Here is an 18,988-nt window from a genome sequence, read left to right as displayed (position 1 = left end):
TTGTCCACCTTGTGTTTAAGGAGCGATTGATTACTATCATCCCACGATGGAGTTTGCTATGTGACATTTCAGCATCGAGACGCAGCAAACGGTGTGTAGGAAGGTGTAGAGGTACGTCATGTACAGAGTAAAACGGAAGAGCAGCCAAGTTTCCTTCCGGGATGAGGTGGAGGCGGTGGAGCTTACGGTCTCGGAAGAGGCCTTTGCCGGAATGGTGAGTGTAGCCGAGCCACCGGCCGCCGCCTGGCCCGCCCGGCTGGAAGCCGCCTTAAAGGAGCCCGTTGGTTCGCCGCCCCTTAGCGAGCTGGCGCGAGGGCACAGGCGTGTGACCATAATCGTTCCCGATGCCACCCGGGGGGTGCCTGTGGCCGACATCCTGCCTCAAGTGGTGACAGAACTTGCAGACGGCGCTGTCGGCTTGGAGCAGATCACCGTGGTGGTGGCCACCGGGGTGCACCGCCCGGCGACGGAGGTAGAGATTACCGCGCTGCTGGGGCCCCTGGCGGGTAAGGTGAAAGCCATCAATCACAACCCCTACGACGTGTCCCAATTAGTGTATCTCGGCAAAACCAGCTGCGGCACCCCGGTAGAGGTTAACCGCACTGTCTACGAAAGCGACTTCAGGATCGCCGTCGGCAAGGTAGAGCCGCACGAGTTCGCCGGGTTTTCCGGCGGGCGTAAGGCCGTACTCCCGGGGATTGCCGGCGAACGGACCATAGAAACCAATCACCGGCCGGAAATGCTGCTGGCCCCCGAAGCCCGGCCCGGCGTGCTGGCAGGCAACCCAGTGAGCGAAGACATGGACGAAGCTGCCGCTATGCTGGGGGTGGATTTTATCGTCAACGTAGTGCAGGGAGCAGGGGGCCAGATTCTTGGGGTGTTCGCGGGGGCACTGCAGGCAGCCCACCGGGCGGCCGTAGAATTCATGCGTTCCTTCTGTACGGTGGAGCTTGGGGAAAAACCTGACATTGTGGTTACCACCCCGGGAAAACCGCTTAACATCGACTTGTACCAATCCCTCAAGGCGGTCATCGCCCTGGGGGAGGTCGTCCGGCCCGGCGGTGCCATAGTGCTTTACAGTGCCTGTCCCGATGGGCTTGGCACCACGGATATGTTTAAGCCCTACCAGGGAGCCGGGCGGCTTGAGGATGTCATCGCCAACCTCAAGGCCGACTACAAGATTCAAATGGACCACGCCCTGCTTGTTTGCAAGGTGCTGGCGCGCGGTATTACCGTCCTAGCCACTTCCCCCAACGTACCGGCGGCCGCATGGGAAAAGATTGGGTTTCGAAGTGCCAGCTCGGCTCAGGAGGCCTTGGACCGGGCGTTAGCGACCTGCCCCCAGGCCGCGCCCCGCGTCCTCTTTTACCCCCAGCCGCAGCGGACGCTGCCCCGAGTCACAGGCGGAGATCACCCACCGCAAATCCAAGGCGCAGGGTGGGTGCGATTTAAGAAAGGAGTCTAGACAACCCATGGAACTCAAAATCACCAACATCGTCGCCCGCGAGGTTCTCGACTGCCGCGGCAACCCGACAGTGCAGGTGGACGTAGTAGTCAATGATGAAATCCTCGGGCGGGCAGACGTCCCGGCGGGCAAGTCCACCGGCGCCCACGAGGCGCAGGAGGTGCGCGACGGCGGGAAAAGGTTCGGCGGCCTGGGCGTGCAAAAGGCCATCGCCGGCGTCGCAGAGGAAATCGCCCCGGCCTTGCGGGGGAGGCGCGTGACCGACCAGCGGGCGCTGGACCAGGCGCTCATCGCCCTCGATGGCACTCCGAACAAAGCGCGCCTGGGCGCCAACGCCATCCTGGGCGTGTCCCTGGCGGCGGCGCGGGCTGCAGCCGCCGCTCTGCGCGTGCCCCTCTACAAGTACATCAACGTCAACGCCCACGTGCTGCCCGTACCGCTGCTCAACTACATCAACGGCGGCAAGCACGCCTCGAACGACCTGGAGTTCCAGGAGTTCTGCATCTTCCCGGTCGGCGCAGAGACCTTCAAAGAAGCCATGGAGATCGGCTGGGCCGTGTATGAAGAGCTCCGCACCATCATCATCGACAAATACGGCAAGATAGCCGCCAACGTGGGCGACGAGGGCGGTTTCGCCCCGCCCATCGTCAAGGTACGGGAAGCTCTGGACAACATCCTCCTCGCCGTAAAGCGCTCCGGCTACGAGGAGAAGATCGTCTACGGCCTGGACTGCGCCGCCACGCACCTCTACGACCCCGAGACCGGCAAGTACCACCTGGAAGGCAATCTCCTCAGCACCGACGAGCTCCTGGCCTTCTACAAAGACCTTCTCAAGTCCTATCCCATTGTCACCATCGAAGATCCGTTCAGCGAGGACGACGTGGACGGCTTCGTGCGGGCCACCCAGGAGCTCGGCATCCAGATTGTGGGCGATGACTTCTTCTGCACCAACCCGGCGCGCATCAAAGAGCGTGCCGCCCTCGGTGCCGGCAACGCCCTTCTTTGGAAGGTGAACCAGATCGGCACCCTGAGCGAAGCCCTGGACGCGGCGGAGCTGGCCTATCGCCACAGCTTTGGGGTAATGGTGTCCGAGCGCTCCGGCGAGACGGAAGATCCCATCATCTCCGACCTGGTCGTGGGCATCAACGCCGGGCAGATTAAGACCGGTGCTGCCGTGCGCGGCGAGCGGACGGCCAAGTACAACCGGCTGCTGCAGATTGAAGAAGAACTCGGCTCTTGTGGAGCATACGCAGGCGGAAACTTCAAGACTCCCTTCTAATCTTCCAGTGAATTCAACAATTGGGATCTTTCCTAACCATTCGGTTGGGAGAGACATACTGTACGTAGTCGTCGCCCGGGGGTAGATCGTAGTAGCCGCTATGATGGTAGAGATGGGGAAGGCGTTGACGTTCGGAAAGTGCCTCATTGCGCAGGACTTATTGCGTTGCGGGTTGGGGAGGAGAAAAAGGCATACAAGGCCGACTTAGGGACTCAAAGGGGGGAATTTGATGTCTAATATACTAGCGTGTATTGAAGAAAGCCCTAAGGTACCCAAAATTCCAGAGGTTACCCCTTGGGGCAGAATGCTCGGGACGGTCATGATGATTGTCCCAGTGTGCTTCTCCTTATTTCACCTGGTAACGGCATACGTTGGTCCTTTGTCTGGAATGCGGCAACGGATTGTTCATCTCGGGTTTAGCCTTGCACTCACGTTCTTGGTTTATAGGAGTGAAAAAAAGGGTCTAAGAAGAATCATTGACCCACTCTTACTATTGGGTGGTGTGATCAGTTGCCTCTATTTGTTCATAGAAGATCCGCGTCTTCCTTTTAGAGCAGGTATCACAACCAGAAATGATGTCATCTTCGGGATCATCCTTCTTGTGACTTTGCTTGAGGCTAGTCGTCGAGTAATAGGTCTAGCACTTCCGCTTGTGAGCATTCTCTTCCTTGTGTATGCATATTTGGGACCCCATATGCCAGGACTATTACAGCATCGCGGCTACGACTTAGCGAGAATCGTTAGCTTAGTGTGTCTTAGTACAGAAGGTATATTTGGTGTTGCATTAGGAGTATCTGCCACTTTCATCATTCTGTTTTGCATACTGAGTGGCTTCCTGTTCGAGTCTGGGACTGCGCAACTGTTTACAGATATGGCAAGTAGCATTTTCGGGAGGGTTAGAGGAGGACCGGCAAAAATCGCCACAGTGGCAAGCTGTTTCTTTGGAACACTGAGTGGTTCTGCGGTGGCCAATGTTACATCTACAGGTACTTTCACAATTCCCATGATGATCAAAACTGGCTTTTCACCTGAGTTTGCTGGAGCCGTGGAAGCAGTGGCATCAACCGGCGGTCAGTTCATGCCACCTATCATGGCCTCGGTTGCCTTTGTAATTGCTGAAGTGCTGGGTATATCTTACTTTGAGGTTTGTAAGGTGGGTCTAATCCCCGCACTGCTTTACTATCTATCGCTTTTTATAGCGGTAGACTTGAGAGCGGCCAAACGCGGTTTAAAAGGGCTCTCTCCAGAGCAATTGCCAAAATTTGCACCGACCTTTCTTCGTAGTGGACACATGCTCGTGCCTATACTGCTTCTAATATACCTTCTTGGTGTCGCTCGATTATCTATAACCACAAGTGCCTTTTGGGCCGTAGTTGCTAGCTTTGCCGTTAGTTTTGTCAAGAAGGATACTAGACTAGATGCAGCGCGGATATGGAGCGCATTAAGACGAGGGGCAGAAGGTGTTCTCCCTGTGGCTATTGCGTGTGCCAATGTTGGAGTAATTGTAGGAACCCTTATGCTGACAGGGTTAGGATTTCGGCTCTCTGGAATTCTTGTTGAACTCTGCAAGGAAAGCATCCCGCTCCTGCTCGTTTCTAGCATGGTAGTCTGTATTCTCTTAGGTATGGGAGTACCTACCTTAGCGGTCTACCTCGTTGTGTCCATCTTCGTAGCTCCAGTTCTAATCAACCACGGTGTTTTACCAGTTGCAGTTCACATGTTCGTTTTCTACTTTGGAGTTCTCTCCTGCATAACCCCGCCTGTGGCAGTAGCAGCGTACACTGCAGCCGGGATATCTGGTGCAAGCCCAATGAGTACCGGTTTTACTGCGTTCCGACTTGCTCTTCCGTCGTTTATCATCCCCTTCATGTTTGTCTATAACCCTGCTTTACTCATGATGGGTGATCCTTTGAATATCTTGTGGTCCTTTACAACTTCCCTAATAGGCGTAGGTTTCATGGCGGCAGGGCTCGAGGGTTATCTATTGCGGCAGACGAGCGTTGTGGAAAGGGGGCTTCTCATCGCTTCTGGCCTGTGTTTGATATGGCCTGGCTTGATATCGGATGTGATTGGCCTGGCCGTTGGTGTCTCAGTCTATCTTCATGAGTACTGGGCCCGGCAAGGAAGGATATCTGCGTCCCGGATTGACGTTTGAAAGTGATGATCCATAGAAGAGTAGAGGAGGTTTGCGCAGTGATTAAAAACATTGCAGTTATCGGTGCAGGAAACGCAGGCCAGGCCATGGCGGCGGATCTCACTTTGGCCGGCTTTGACGTGCACCTGTTCGAGATGTCACAATTCGTCGACAAAATCTTACCGTTGCAGGAACACGGAAACGTGCTGGAATTGACAGGCTATGCAAGAACTGGTAAGGCCCGAATCAAGATGATTACCTCGGACATCAAAGAAGCAATGACAGATGTTAGTCACGTTATGGTAGTCACCGTTGCTCCCGCTCATAGGATTGTTGCGGAGATGCTAGTTCCTTATCTTTCACCTGGTCAAGTGATTGTCCTTCTCCCAGGGTCCTGCGGAACGCTGGAAATGGCCAAAGTTTTCAACGATGCAGGAGTTACCAAGGATGTTATCTTGGCCGAATCTCTAACCCTTCCATATGCATGCCGCATTGTAGAGCCAGGACATGTGAATGTACACCGTGTTGTGACCAGCCTTCCTTTTTCTGCCTTTCCTTCAAATCAGAACGAGTTAGTGGCGGAAGAGCTAAAGCAGCTGTACCCACAGATAACTCCATGGACAAATGTTCTTGAAGTTGGCCTACACAATCTAAATATAATATCACATCCCTTGCCTTCGCTACTTAATATTGGACGAGTTGAGTACAGCGGGGGAGAGTTCTACCTATACAAGGAAGGCTTTACGCCTTCTGTAAAAAAAGCAATGGTGGCACTCGACAATGAAAAGTGTGCAGTTCTTAAAGCACTTGGGCTAAAGTCAATTCCTTATATGGAGCTGGGTCCGCAGCTTCGAGGTTTAAGTTTTGAGGAGTTCGTACGTCGGTCTAGTAAGGGTCCGCTGTCCGCCAATCACAGGTATATAACCGAGGACATCTCCGCAGGCGTAGTACTCCTATGCTCCCTTGGCGAGATGCTGGGGGTTCCAACGCCAGTTGCCACGTCAGTTGTTACGTTAGGGAGTGTGATCAACGAGGTAGACTACATGAGTATAGGAAGAAACGTCTCTAAGATCGGTATTGACGGCATGTCAATCGAAGCGATCAATAGCTATCTAACTTATGGAGGCTCTTGTAGCTAGGCAATAGGTTGACCAGATCAAGATCGGCCAAGGGAGGTAACTTGACTGTATGATCAGAATTGCTGTGGACACAGGAGGTACCCACACCGACGTCGTGTTATTCAACGAAAAAAACGGAAATCTTGTAGTAACAAAAGTGCCGACGACGAGCGAAGACTTGGGACTCGGCGTTGTGTCAGGTTGCAAGAAAGCTTTTAACGAAGCCCATTGCCCTGCGGAGAGCGTAGCGTATTTTATGTACGGCACAACTTTCCTAACAAATATGATCGTGCAAGGCGAGGCCGAAAATGTCGCTCTAATAACCACTAAAGGTTTCAGAGATATTCTTGAGATTGGTAAGGCAGCAAGAAAGGGTAATATCTACGACATCTATTTGGACAAGCCCAGGCCATTAGTGCCACGGCACTTACGTTTCGGAGTATCAGAAAGGATTAATGCGAAGGGTGAAGTAGTTCAGGCCCTTGACGAAGACGAGTTAGAAAAAATATTTGAGGAATTGTGCAAGAAGGGTGTTGAGTCGATAGCAGTATGCTTATTACACTCCTATATAAACGATACCCATGAAACAAGGATAGCCGAAGTAGCGAAGGAAAAGTTCCCCGAACTAATGGTTTCCCTCTCAAGTGACATTGCCCGAGAGTTTAGGGAATACGGACGAACGAGTACAACTGTAATCAACGCGTACGCTAAACCGGCCGTAACGCGACACCTAGAGAAACTATCCCAACAGTTGAGACAGGCGGGTGTAGATGCCGAAACCCTTGTAATGCAAAGCAATGGGGGACTTAGCACATTTGGGGCCGCAAAGAATAAGCCCGTCAATATTGCCCACTGTGGAGTTGTCGCCGGGGTTATCGGCGGGAATTTATTTGCTAGGTTGGCAGGGTTCTCCAATGTAATTACGTTGGATATGGGTGGAACGAGCTGTGATGTTGCGATTATAGAGGACAACAAACCAAAAACTACGACTTGGTCTGAGGTACAGCAGTATCCAGTTATTACACCTACAATTGAATTTCAAACCATTGGTGCTGGTGGCGGCTCTATTGCTTGGATTGATACTGGCGGCGCCCTCAGGGTCGGACCGAAGAGTGCACAGGCTAATCCAGGTCCGGCTTGTTACGGAAAAGGCGGTTTAGAACCCACCGTTACTGACGCAAACCTTGTTCTAGGCCGGATCAACCCCGGCTTCTTCTTGGGAGGTGAAATGCATCTGCATCCAGAGAAGGCTATAGAGGCTATTAAACAAAAAGTCGCCAATCCCTTAGGAATGGATGTAGTTCAAGCAGCAAAAGGGATCATCGATATTGTGAACTCCAATATGATCAGAGCACTAAAAGTGGTCTCTACATCAAAGGGTTATGATCCGCGCGATTTTGCCCTGGTTGCTTTCGGCGGCGCTGGACCCATGCATGCCGGTGCGTTGGCCGATGAGCTGGAAATCGGTTCGGTAGTTATTCCATACTCTCCAGGCGCAGTAGCAGCTCTAGGTTTACTGAACAGTGACATTCGTTACGACTATGTTCATACCCTATTAAGCGACTCAGCAGACGTAGACCTCGATGCAGTTAACCAGTCCTTTAGAGAAATGGAGACGATGGGCTACCAGCAGCTGCAACGAGATGGGATACCTGATAGCGCCATAGCCTTTGTTAGGAGCATCGACATGAGATATCGTGGCCAGGCGTACGAGATATCCGTCCCAGTAGAAGTAAGAGCAAGTCTGAGTAGAGAGGATCTAGACCTTGTCTGTCGAGGTTTTAACGAATTGCACACAAGAGTCTACGGTTACTGCACCCCAGGGAAGCCTGTAGAAATCGTTAATCTTAGAGTTACAGCCATAGGCGGCATTCCAAAACCGCCACTCAAGGAAGAAGAGTGCGTTGATACTTCACCAGACAAGGCTTTTGCTGGAACTAGAGAAGTCTTCTTCACAGACCGATATGTTAACACCCCGGTGTATCGTACAAAACTCCTACGGGCTGGAAACGTTATTAAAGGGCCGGCAATCCTGGAGGAGTATGGTTCCACAGTGGTGGTGTTCCCAGGCCATACAGCCACTATGGATCAGTATCGTAACATTATTATCCACACCTCGTTCTGTTCGAAGAGGAGGGAGAACCAGTGGTAGATCCCATTACAGTAGAAGTAGTACGTAATGCTCTTGTCACTGTGGCGGAGCAGATGTCATCACGAATGATAAAATCTGCCTATTCCTACATTGTAAGAGAGATGGAGGATTGCTCAGCGGCACTTTTCGACGGGACCGGATCCTTGATTGCAGAGTCAGCAAATGTTCCAATTCATCTGCACTGTATAAGTCCATGTCTCGAGACAATACTAAAGCATTGCTTTTCCCAGGATATGCTTGAAGATGGAGATATTTTGATCACGAACGACCCATATGTAGCCGGAGGCTCAATGGCAGTTCATCATACGGGAGACATCATCATGTACTGCCCTGTATTCTACGAGGGCAAACTTATGGGATTCACGGCTCTCATGGCCCATTACTTGGACGTCGGCGCGATGTGGATGGGTACGCGAGGGTGGGGTGTTGAGATTTGGCAAGAGGGTATTCGAGTTCCGCCTCTTAAGCTTTATAAGAAAGGCCAGTTGAATGAGGACCTCTTTAATATGCTCGTGAATAACACCCGTGTACCTGATGTCATGGAGAACGATCTTCGGGCACAGGCTTTTGCCTGTAGAGTCGCAGCGGAGGAATTCAAGGCGGTCTTGAGAAAATACGGTCCAGATACGGTCTCCAAATGCTTTGAGGCATTACTGGACTATTCGGAGCGCAGAACGCGCGCCACAATACAGGAAATCCCGGATGGTTGCTACGAGCACACCGCGTATGTTCTCGATGATGGGTCCAAAGGCGGGCCATACCGTTTGAAGGTTACAGTAACCGTAAAAGGTTCCGATATTTGGTTTGATTTCGCTGGCACAGATCCCCAGATTAATGGTCCAATCAACGCACCTCTTTCCGCAACTTACTCGGCCGTCTACTACACCATGCGATGCCTTACAGACCCTGAGATGCCGAGCAATGCCGGCTGCAACAGACCTATTCACATTTCTGCACCGGAAGGGACGCTAGTTAACTGCAAGTCACCTGCTGCATGCTATCAGAGGATGATCGTATGTCACAGTCTGGTGGATTTGATCATGGGGGCTCTTGCAGAGGCGATCCCCGATAAAGTAATGGCAGAATCATGTGGCTGTATATATAACTACTGCAGCGCTATCACCCCTGAGAGCAACAAACGTGTAATGTGGGGTGAGGTCGTTGCAGGTGGCCTTGGCGCGCGTCCTTCTAAAGACGGATTGAGCGCTATGTCCTGCCATGTGACAAATTGCCCTACTCCTTCTATAGAAGCGACCGAGATGAGTTCGCCTGTAATGTATTTGAAACGTGAGTTATGCCCTGATTCCGGAGGTCCAGGCAAGTTTAGAGGTGGTATGGGCCAGGTATTGTCTTATCAAATTCTCGGTTTGTCTCCCCAGTTTCACCATACCTCGCAGAAGGCAAAAGTGCTTCCGCAGGGGAGGTTCGGAGGAAAGGCAGGGTCGGGAGGAAAATGGGTCATCAATGAGGGTAGAAGCGATGAGCGAACTCTAGAGTATTCAGTTGGCGATATAGAATTCCTGAATCCGGGAGATACAGTCACTCTGTATACTGCGGCGGGGGGAGGGTATGGGGATCCGCATAGCCGCGACCCGATAGCTGTCCGGGACGACGTGATTAACGGCATTGTTTCGGTCGAGAGCGCAGCGAAGGACTACGGGGTTATTATTGACCCACATACTCTTGAAATCGTAGGTATGGTGCGGAGAGAGGCAAGAACGAAGTAGATCTGCGATTGGAAGCTAAAACAAAAAGGGAGGGAAGCATAATGACGATGAAATGGAAGAAGTACGCGCTTAGAATCACAGCTCTAGCACTAGTCGTTGTCGTAGCACTAACAGCAGCTGGTTGTGGAAAAGGTCAATCAACCCAAAGTGAAAGTGGAAGCGATCAGGCTGTTGAGACGACATATGTCACCATTGGCGGAGGCTCAACAGGTGGAGCCATGTTCATTATTGCTGCAGGTATGGCAAATTTAGCCGAGAAGTACATTCCTGGGCTTAAGGCAACTTCCGAAATGACAACGGCCAGTGTAGAAAATGCGAGGAGAGTGGGACGCAACGAGCTTACATTTGGCTTGTGTACTATCGACGTCGCACTTAGCGCATTAAACGGCAATAGAGAATTTGCCAGCGAAGGAAAGTACACAGACCTTCGGTTTGTTATGCGGGGATATACTACCCTTTTCGAGGCTGTTGTTAACGAAAACTCGAGCATTAAGTCTATTGCAGATCTAAAAGGGAAAAAAGTAGCGGTTTTGGCAGGAGTTACCGCCGAGTCGTGGTGGCCGAGCATTGCTGAGGCTTATGGTCTTACCCCTGGTTCGTACAGTAGTACTATCTTGAGCAACGCGGAATGCATGGACGCTCTCAGGGATGGAGTAGTGGACGCAGCCATAACGTGGTCAGGTCTCCCCACCACTGCCATAACAGACCTTGCAACAACCAAGAACATCAGATTCTTGCCTGTGGAACCTGACAAAGCGGAAGTAATTATAAAAGACCACCCCTATTTCGCTCAGGCTGTTATTCCAGCCAATACGTACAAGAACCAAACGGAAGATGTTCCAAGTCTTAGCGTGGCAATCATCCTTGTAACAAATAACAATGTTAAGGAGGATGTCGTGTACAACTTTACGAAAACCCTCCTTGAACACCAAGAAGAGCTTGCCGCAGTGCACCCAATGGCAGGAGAATTCAATAAAGAGAATGCCGTAAAGGATTGCCTGATTCCTATGCATCCGGGGGCAGAAAAGTATTACAGAAAAATTGGACTGGTTAAGTAAGACGGCATCGCTGCCTAGCGTACTGCAAGGTTTCCTTGCCCGGCTGCCAAATGGGAAGAGATTCATGTTCACCAGCGCCTCTTTGCCCCAAGCCGCGGTGGACAAGGCTGTCGCCGCCAGCGGCGAACCCGCACCCCGCATTCTGTTCTACCCGCGTCCGAAAGCAACGTTACCCTACGTTACGGCTTAGAAATGCCCCACACAAAACACATTCTGTGGGTGCGATTGCCCGAGAAAGGAGTCAAGACGACCATGGAACTCAAGATCACTCAAGTTCTCGCCCGCGAGGTTCTCGACTGCCGCGGCAACCCGACAGTGCAGGTGGACGTAGTAGTCAATGATGAAATCCTCGGGCGGGCAGACGTCCCGGCGGGCAAGTCCACCGGCGCCCACGAGGCGCAGGAGGTGCGCGACGGCGGGAAAAGGTTCGGCGGCCTGGGCGTGCAAAAGGCCATCGCCGGCGTCACAGAGGAAATCGCCCCGGCCTTGCGGGGGAGGCGCGTAACCGACCAGCGGGCGCTGGACCAGGCGCTCATCGCCCTCGATGGCACTTCCAACAAAGCGCGCCTGGGCGCCAACGCCATCCTGGGCGTGTCCCTGGCGGCGGCGCGGGCTGCAGCCGCCGCTCTGCGCGTGCCCCTCTACAAGTACATCAACGTCAACGCCCACGTGCTGCCCGTACCGCTGCTCAACTACATCAACGGCGGCAAGCACGCCTCGAACGACCTGGAGTTCCAAGAGTTCTGCATCTTCCCGGTCGGCGCAGAGACCTTCAAAGAAGCCATGGAGATCGGCTGGGCCGTGTATGAAGAGCTCCGCACCATCATCATCGACAAATACGGCAAGATAGCCGCTAACGTGGGCGACGAGGGCGGTTTCGCCCCGCCCATCGTCAAGGTACGGGAAGCTCTGGACAACATCCTCCTCGCCGTAAAGCGCTCCGGCTACGAGGAGAAGATCGTCTACGGCCTGGACTGCGCCGCCACGCACCTCTACGACCCCGAGACCGGCAAGTACCACCTGGAAGGCAATCTCCTCAGCACCGACGAGCTCCTGGCCTTCTACAAAGACCTTCTCAAGTCCTATCCCATTGTCACCATCGAAGATCCGTTCAGCGAGGACGACGTGGACGGCTTCGTGCGGGCCACCCGGGAGCTCGGCATCCAGATTGTGGGCGACGACTTCTTCTGCACCAACCCGGCGCGCATCAAAGAGCGTGCCGCCCTCGGTGCCGGCAACGCCCTCCTTTGGAAGGTGAACCAGATCGGCACCCTGAGCGAAGCCCTGGACGCGGCGGAGCTGGCCTATCGCCACAGCTTTGGGGTAATGGTGTCCGAGCGCTCCGGCGAGACGGAAGATCCCATCATCTCCGACCTGGTCGTGGGCATCAACGCCGGGCAGATCAAGACCGGTGCTGCCGTGCGCGGCGAGCGGACGGCCAAGTACAACCGGCTGCTGCAGATTGAAGAAGAACTGGCCGGCGGCGCTGTATACGCCGGCCGGAACTTCCGGATCCCGTTCTAGAGTCGAAGACGGGCCCTAAATGAACAAGAAGCGGCCGGGAGAGTGCTCCTGGCCGCTTTTGGAGTGAAGGCGCATGAAGGAGCAGTTAGGAGGTGCAGCCCATGACCTACGTAAAAAACCGGGAACGCCTGCTTGACCATGGCAACCGGGCGGCCCGGGAAATGGCGCTGGAGATAGTCGAACGCGCCCTGGCCCAGGCCGACCCCTACCGCGCCGTCAGGCGGCTGGTGAAGCTGGAGGGCGACATCCTTACCGTAGGCTCGCACACCTTCAACCTCAGCCGGGCAGGCCGGATCTTCGTGGTGGGGGCGGGAAAGGCCACTTTTCCCATTGCCCGGGCACTGGAGGATATCCTCGGAGAGCGCATCCGGCGCGGCATCGTCATCTGCAAGTACGGGCAGGAAGGCGAGCTCACGCGGATCGAGAAGCGCCTGGCCAGCCATCCCGTCCCTGATGAATCCGGCTTTGCCGCCGCCCAGGACATCTTGGCGCTGGTCCGGGAAACCCAGCCGGGAGACATCGTCTTCGCCGCTTTCACCGGCGGGAGCTCCGCCCTCATGCCCTACCCGGTGGCGGGGGTGACCCTCGAGGAGAAGAAGCAGGTGAACCGCCTGCTGCTTTACAGCGGCGCCAATATCATCGAGATCAACGCCGTCCGCAAGCACCTCTCTCAGATTAAAGGCGGCCGCCTGGCGAGGGCCATACACCCCGGCGCCCACATTATCAACCTCACCGTTTCCGATGTCATCGGCGACCCCCTGGACTACATCACCTGCCCCACGGTGCCGGATACTTCCACCTTCGCCCAGGCGCGCGCCACCCTGACCAAGTACGGGCTGTGGGACAAGGTTCCCGCCTCTGTGCGGGAGTATCTAAAGAATGCCGGACCCGGAGAAGAGAGCCCCAAGGACCTTTCCGACCATAACCTCTACAACTTCGTCGCGGTGCCGGGCACCGCTGCCTGCCGGGGGGCGTACGCCGCCGCCCGCGAGCTCGGCCTCTCCGCCCTTATCCTTTCCACCATGCTGGAAGGGGAAAGCCGGGAAGTCGGGGGAACCTTCGCCGACATTGCCCGGGAGATCCGCGCCAGCGGGCAGCCCCTCACTCCGCCCTGCGCCGTCATCGGCGGTGGGGAGACCACCGTGCGCATCAGCGGCCACTGCGGAGAAGGCGGCCCGAACCAGGAATTCGCCCTGGGTGCGGCTTTGAGACTGGGGGAGGTGAAGAGCGCCGCTCTGGCCAGCGTAGATACCGATGGTACCGATGGTCCCACCCAGCTGGCAGGGGCGCTTGTCGACGAGACTACCCTGGCACGGGCGCAGGCGGCCGGGATCAACCTGGATGCGGCCTTGGCGGAGCACGATGTTTCGGCCGCCCTGCGCGACCTCGGCGAGGTTGTTATCACCGGTGCCACGGGCACCAACGTGAACGACCTGAAAGTGCTGGTGGTGCTGCCGTGACCGGTGCGGCGATGGGCTGGGAAGAGGTACGCTCGGCCGCCCGCGAGAAGCTGCTGGGCGTCTGTTCCCTCTGCCGTGTGTGCGACGGCCGGGTCTGTGCCGGGCAGGTGCCGGGGATGGGCGGGGTAGGTACGGGTACTTCCGCGATAAACAACTATGAGGCCCTGCGCGCCATCAAACTCAATCTACGTACACTGCACGCGGCAACTGAACCGGAACTGAGCGTTACGCTCTTCGGTAAAACGCTGGCTCTCCCGGTGCTGGGAGCTCCTGTAGCCGGTGCCAAAGTGAACTTCCAAGGGCGCATCTTAGAATGGGAGTTCACCTTGGCCCAGGTGCAGGGTGCCCGGGAGGCGGGTACCCTGGCCTGCACCGGCGACGGTGCCGAGCCTGAGGAGTATGCCATGGGTTTGAAGGCGCTTCAGGCTGTGGGCGGGCGTGGCATCCCTGTCATCAAGCCGCGCCCGGCGGAAGAAATCCTGCGGCGCATACGCCTGGCCGAGGATGCGGGGGCTGTGGCCGTAGGCATCGACGTGGACGCCGCCGGCCTCATGAGCATGCGCCGCGCCGGCGTAGCCGTCGGCCCGCTCGCACCAGATGTACTGACACGCATATGTTCCGCCACCCGACTTTCTGTAATAGTCAAAGGCGTAATGACGGCGGATGAGGCGCGTCTGGCGTACGAATGCGGCGCTGCGGGAATAGTGGTGTCCAACCACGGCGGGCGCGTGCTGGACTACACCCCCGGCACGGCCGAGGTGCTGCCCTCCGTGGCTGCAGAGGTTAAAGGGAAGCTGACCCTCTTGGCCGATGGCGGCGTGCGGAGCGGCGTGGATGTCCTCAAGTTCCTCGCTTTGGGAGCGGATGCTGTCCTCGTCGGCCGCCCTGCGGCCTGGGCGGCCTTCGGCGGCGGCGCTGAGGGCGTCCGGTTCCTTTACAGGAAACTCGCCGAAGAACTGCGCGCGGCCATGATCCTTACCGGCTGTCCCAGTCCGGCGGCCGCCGGACCGGCTCTCCTGGCATAGAGACTCTCTTACCGACGCCAGGCCTACTCGACGGGGAGAATGGCGCCTCCTCTTTACCTAAGGGCGTGGCCGCTATGCCCTCCAGGAGCAGGAAGCTTTTCCGGAGCTTCCTGCTCCTTTTATACCCCACTCGGGCTGTAAGAGAACGGCAGTTATGCTTCACGTCAGGAGAACGGGTTTAGTACCTTCATGTCGCCGTAGTTCTGCCCCGGGTTTAGGTCTTCGGACCAAACGATGCGGCAACCTAAGGTACGGGCGCTGTGCAGAATCATGGCGTCCCAGAACGAGATCTTAAAGAGTGTGCTGAGCTCAATCGCCTGTAAAATATCTACCGGCTCGGGCACGTGAACCCGCCAGCAGGCCAGGTCTCGGATAATCTGAGAAGCCAGCTCGGTCGAAAGCGGGCGGGACACCTTCTGCGTGACTGTCACATAGAATTCCTGGAGTACCTGCACGCTCAAGCAGCCTGTGCCCTTATGCCAGAACTCGGTCAGCAAAGACTTCGCCCGTTCGTGTTTTGTTCCTGCCGAGGCATCATGGGCATAAACAAGGACATTTGTATCAACAAACTGTCTGTCCCGGCTGGCGGACATGTAAGTCACCCCTGGTCCAACCGGCTTTCCCTTCCGTGCCCAGATCTAAGTTATTGAGCACAGCAAGGTGATGCTCCCTTGCCTCCACATATTCATCCTTGCTCTTTGTCGCCTCTTTCAGCAGTTGGGCGAGTAAGCCGGAAAGGGAAGTACCCTGCTCAATGGCAAGGTGCTTCGCCTGACGCAGTAACTCTTTGGGTAGAGACAGCGTGACATTCTGCGTTTCCATCGCATTCCACCTCCACGTAAATCAGTATAACACATTTTTACGTGATGAGACAGCCTTTACTTGTCAGCCGGGTCATCCTTTTGTGCAGTGCGAATGCAGCTGGCCGCCGCCGCTGCGGCTGTCAAGGACCCGGTGGCGATCGCTTTCGCCCCTGGCAGAGCGCACGGCAGCGGTGCGCGCGTTCTGTGTTTTCTTGTTTAGCTATAGGTTAACCAAGTAATTCAATAGCTTGAAATAGTTCCGGGTTAAGAATATGATTCTGTTAAGGAGGGGGAGTGACGACCGATGCGGAGGTACTGGAGCTCATCAGCAACTTAGCCCGGCAAGACCGATACGTTTTTACCCTTCACGCCAAGGAAAGGTTATTACAGAGGCACCGCAATCCGTTTCTGACCTTTGCGCCGCCTTTTGGTTGCGGGGATACGTGAAAGAGGCCTGAAATTGCCCGAGTTCCGGCAGGATTTCGCAAAAAATTCGCCAATATATGGCTCAAAGGCAGCTTGAGGAAGGGGAAATTGAGCGTGGTTTGGGATGTCGTAGTTGTCGGGGGCGGAGGAGCGGCCCTTTCGGCGGCCTTAGCCGCTGCCGGGGAAGGGGCCGAGGTATTAGTCTTATCGAAAACCACCCTAGGCTTGGGGAACTCAAGCGCCGTGTCGGGTGGGGGCTTCAGCCTCGGTTTAGGAGGCTTCCCTCCAGAAAAGCATAAGGAGAACACACTTAAGACCGGCCGTTGGGTCAATGATCCTGTCCTGGTGGACGTCTTGGTTTCGGAGGGACCGGAAGCGGTGCTGGGCCTCACCGAGTACGGGGTAAAGCTCGATGTGGGAAAAGGTCTGGCCTCGGTCGCCAAGTATGCCAAGCGTGAGGTCATCGCCGGCACCGCCCTTACCCTGCCCCTGGCCAAGGCGGTTAAAGAGCGGGGCATTGCTGTTCACGAACAGGCCATGGTCACCGAACTCCTTTTTGCTTCCGGCCGCTGCGTGGGAGTGGCATATCTAGACCTATCGAGCGGCAGGGTGGAGGAGGTGCCGGCCCGGGCGGTGGTGGTGGCCGCAGGCGGGGCAGGACAGCTCTACGCTCGGACGGACAACCCGCCCGGCACGACGGGGGACGGTTACGCCCTTCTTTACCGTGCGGGCGCAACGCTGAAGGACATGGAGTTCGTCCAGTTCTTTCCGCTCGGCTTTGCCGACCCGGAGCTGCCGGGCTGGTTCATCCCCCTCTCCTTGGCCGATGAAGTGCCGCTTACCAACGACCTGGGCGAAGAGTTCCTGCGTAAGAAGCTGCCTGAATGGGGCCTGAGCTCGATGGCGGGAGCAGAACGCTACGCGCGGGATCGCGCCGCCCAGGCGGTAGCCAAGGAGATAGCGGCCGGACGAACCGTCTACCTTCACCTTAACCGGCTTCCTGAAAAGCGGTGGCAAGGAACTCTGGTCGCCGACCTCAAGCGGATTGCCTCAAGCAGGATAAACCTGCGCGAGGAGCCGGTGGCGGTGGCGCCTACACAACACTTCTTCTGCGGCGGGGCGGCCGTCGGTCCTTCCGGCGAAACGGATGTTCCCGGTGTCTTTGCTTGTGGTGAAGTAACGGCCGGGGTACATGGGGCCAGCCGCGTGGGCGGGAACGCCTTGACTGAAGCCGTGGTCTTCGGCCGGCGCGCCGGACAGGCGGCAGCCTGTGATGCTTGGAAGACGTCTCCTCCGTCATCCCTTCCTTCTGCGGGCCTGACGCAAGAGCGCCTTAAGAGATGGCAGGAAGGACAGAGCGCCCGCCCTGCGGAACTTAAGCGCCGTCTTAAGCACGTGGCCGGCACGCACCTCGGCGTGCTGCGCACCGCAAAAGGCCTTGAGACGGCCATCCGTGATCTGGAGGATCTGGCGGCCAGGGCCCAAGACTTGAAGGCACAGACGCCGAAAGCAATCCGGGAAGCCTTAGAGGCGGAGAACCTTATCCTTGCCGGTCTTATGGTTGCCCGTTCTGCCCTCCTTAGGGAGGAAAGCCGCGGAAACCACTACCGCGAAGACTTCCCCGCCGAAGGCGGTCCCGCGTGGCGGTGCAACATCAGGGTACGCCGAGGTGAAGACGGATACCCAAGGTGCGAAAAGGACCGGCAGTAAGCGCGCTTCAGTACGCGGGTATTGGTGCTCCGGCCGGAAGAAGTGTTCGAGTTCTAAGCCTACCTTCTCGTTGCACCCGGTGGTCGCTGTTCTCCCGTCCGGGTGGGATTCCCGGGGCCGAGGCCTCCCTGTCGCAAAGCCGGCTGCCGGGAGCGGGCAAAACAAAACCTGAAAGGAGTGACAGCCTGGTTACAGGGAGGCCGGCTGCTGCGCAGAACAGTCAGCTCTTTTGAACCAGGCTGATCGATTTTATGAAGTTCATAATCCAGCCGCGGATATTCGACTTCTTTCCCGGCATAAAGGTTGTTGCTGTTGTGGCGCAGGGAGTGAACAACCACGAGGAGCGGGCGGAAGTCAACTCCCGCTGGGAAGCGACCTGGGCTGCGGCGCAGCAGGCGGCGGTCTACGGCAATGCCCAGTCGCATCCTAGGGTCCGGCCCTGGCGCGAGCGCTTCCGCGCCCTGGGGATTCCAGTCAAGCAGTATCCCAGTTCTATTGAGGCGATCCTGCGCCGGGCGCTGAAGGGCGGCGGGCCGTTCCGCATCAACCCCCTGGTGGACTTCTATAACGCCGTCTCTCTTAGCCATATGGTTCCGGCGGGAGGCTTTGATCTGGCCGCTTTGCAGGGACCGCTTGAGTTGCGGCTCACCCGGCAGGGTGACTGGTTTCTGGCTTTAGACGCGTCCGAACCGGAAGAGGTGCCTTCCGGCGAGGTGGCTTATGCCGATGGGAGTACCATTCTAACGCGCCACTTTGTCTGGCGCCAGGCGCGTACCGGGCTGATCGGGCGGGAAACGAGGAACATCATCTTAATCTCCGAGGTGCTTGGTGACCTGGAGGACGGTGCAGCCGAGGCGGTCCTTAGGGACTTTCAGGACGGCTTGAAGGATTACTTCGGCGTGGACTCGCGCGCGTTCCTGCTGGACGTTACCCACCGGGAGATTTCCTGGTAGCATCCGGCCGGCAGCGTTTGCACGGCTGAAACGGCTCTTGACTGCCGTGCAAGGCTCGCCGGCCGTTGCTGTGGAGCGGTAGGGATGGCAAAGCGCCAGGGGGTGCCCGCCTGGAAGTGGAAAAGCTGGAGGTGAAGAAGCTTCCGCGCGTGTC

The 18,988-nt window shown here is 56.2% G+C and carries 14 protein-coding genes; 12 read left to right on the top strand and 2 right to left on the bottom strand.

Annotated elements, in window-relative coordinates:
* The first annotated feature begins 118 nt into the window (after nucleotides 1-118).
* From larA to K5554_RS14270, 10 genes are all read left to right on the top strand, one after another.
* Nucleotides 119-1,465, top strand: coding sequence for a nickel-dependent lactate racemase (gene larA, locus K5554_RS14315; protein WP_221039129.1), 1,347 nt, complete (start codon nucleotides 119-121; stop codon nucleotides 1,463-1,465).
* A gap of 7 nt (nucleotides 1,466-1,472) precedes the next feature.
* The gene (gene eno / locus K5554_RS14310) at nucleotides 1,473-2,744 is read left to right on the top strand and encodes a phosphopyruvate hydratase (RefSeq protein ID WP_221039128.1); all 1,272 of its coding nucleotides are present in this window, start codon (nucleotides 1,473-1,475) and stop codon (nucleotides 2,742-2,744) included.
* 229 nt (nucleotides 2,745-2,973) lie between these two features.
* A complete protein-coding gene (locus tag K5554_RS14305) occupies nucleotides 2,974-4,899 on the top strand; it encodes a TRAP transporter permease (protein ID WP_221039127.1) in 1,926 nt (641 codons plus the stop codon).
* Between the two features lie 38 nt (nucleotides 4,900-4,937).
* The gene (locus K5554_RS14300; RefSeq protein ID WP_221039126.1) at nucleotides 4,938-6,017 is read left to right on the top strand and encodes an NAD/NADP-dependent octopine/nopaline dehydrogenase family protein; all 1,080 of its coding nucleotides are present in this window, start codon (nucleotides 4,938-4,940) and stop codon (nucleotides 6,015-6,017) included.
* 49 nt (nucleotides 6,018-6,066) lie between these two features.
* Nucleotides 6,067-8,148, top strand: coding sequence for a hydantoinase/oxoprolinase family protein (locus K5554_RS14295; protein ID WP_221039125.1), 2,082 nt, complete (start codon nucleotides 6,067-6,069; stop codon nucleotides 8,146-8,148).
* Nucleotides 8,142-9,875, top strand: a complete 1,734-nt coding sequence (locus K5554_RS14290) for a hydantoinase B/oxoprolinase family protein (RefSeq protein WP_221039124.1) — start codon at nucleotides 8,142-8,144, stop codon at nucleotides 9,873-9,875. Before K5554_RS14295 ends, K5554_RS14290 begins: the two co-directional genes overlap by 7 nt.
* A 41-nt stretch (nucleotides 9,876-9,916) precedes the next feature.
* A complete protein-coding gene (locus K5554_RS14285) occupies nucleotides 9,917-10,933 on the top strand; it encodes a TAXI family TRAP transporter solute-binding subunit (RefSeq protein WP_221039123.1) in 1,017 nt (338 codons plus the stop codon).
* A gap of 252 nt (nucleotides 10,934-11,185) precedes the next feature.
* Nucleotides 11,186-12,457: a phosphopyruvate hydratase gene (gene eno / locus K5554_RS14280; protein ID WP_221039122.1), complete on the top strand. Its 1,272-nt coding sequence runs from the start codon at nucleotides 11,186-11,188 to the stop codon at nucleotides 12,455-12,457.
* A gap of 101 nt (nucleotides 12,458-12,558) precedes the next feature.
* The gene (locus K5554_RS14275; RefSeq protein ID WP_221039121.1) at nucleotides 12,559-13,917 is read left to right on the top strand and encodes a glycerate kinase; all 1,359 of its coding nucleotides are present in this window, start codon (nucleotides 12,559-12,561) and stop codon (nucleotides 13,915-13,917) included.
* Nucleotides 13,914-14,942, top strand: coding sequence for an alpha-hydroxy-acid oxidizing protein (locus tag K5554_RS14270; protein WP_255565433.1), 1,029 nt, complete (start codon nucleotides 13,914-13,916; stop codon nucleotides 14,940-14,942). The genes K5554_RS14275 and K5554_RS14270 overlap by 4 nt, the downstream gene beginning before the upstream one ends.
* A 164-nt stretch (nucleotides 14,943-15,106) precedes the next feature.
* Here K5554_RS14270 and K5554_RS14265 read toward each other — a convergent pair whose 3' ends face one another.
* Both K5554_RS14265 and K5554_RS14260 read right to left on the bottom strand, forming a co-directional pair.
* The gene (locus K5554_RS14265) at nucleotides 15,107-15,535 is read right to left on the bottom strand and encodes a PIN domain-containing protein (RefSeq protein WP_221039120.1); all 429 of its coding nucleotides are present in this window, start codon (nucleotides 15,533-15,535) and stop codon (nucleotides 15,107-15,109) included.
* On the bottom strand, nucleotides 15,504-15,764 hold the full coding sequence (locus tag K5554_RS14260) for a DUF6364 family protein (RefSeq protein ID WP_221039119.1): 261 nt from the start codon (nucleotides 15,762-15,764) through the stop codon (nucleotides 15,504-15,506). Before K5554_RS14260 ends, K5554_RS14265 begins: the two co-directional genes overlap by 32 nt.
* Before the next feature lie 521 nt (nucleotides 15,765-16,285).
* On the opposite strand from K5554_RS14260, the gene K5554_RS14255 reads away from it, so the two are divergent.
* Together K5554_RS14255 and K5554_RS14250 are read left to right on the top strand one after the other, a co-directional pair.
* Entirely contained in the window at nucleotides 16,286-17,881 is a 1,596-nt protein-coding gene (locus K5554_RS14255; RefSeq protein WP_255565636.1) for an FAD-binding protein, read from the top strand.
* 251 nt (nucleotides 17,882-18,132) lie between these two features.
* Nucleotides 18,133-18,834 (top strand): B3/4 domain-containing protein, encoded by a 702-nt coding sequence (locus K5554_RS14250; RefSeq protein ID WP_221039117.1) that lies wholly within the window; start codon nucleotides 18,133-18,135, stop codon nucleotides 18,832-18,834.
* Nucleotides 18,835-18,988: the final 154 nt, after the last annotated feature.

The sequence above is a fragment of the Gelria sp. Kuro-4 genome (genome assembly GCF_019668485.1).
GTDB lineage: Bacteria > Bacillota > DTU030 > DUMP01 > DUMP01 > DUMP01.
This window is presented reverse-complemented; position numbering and strand designations above follow the sequence as displayed.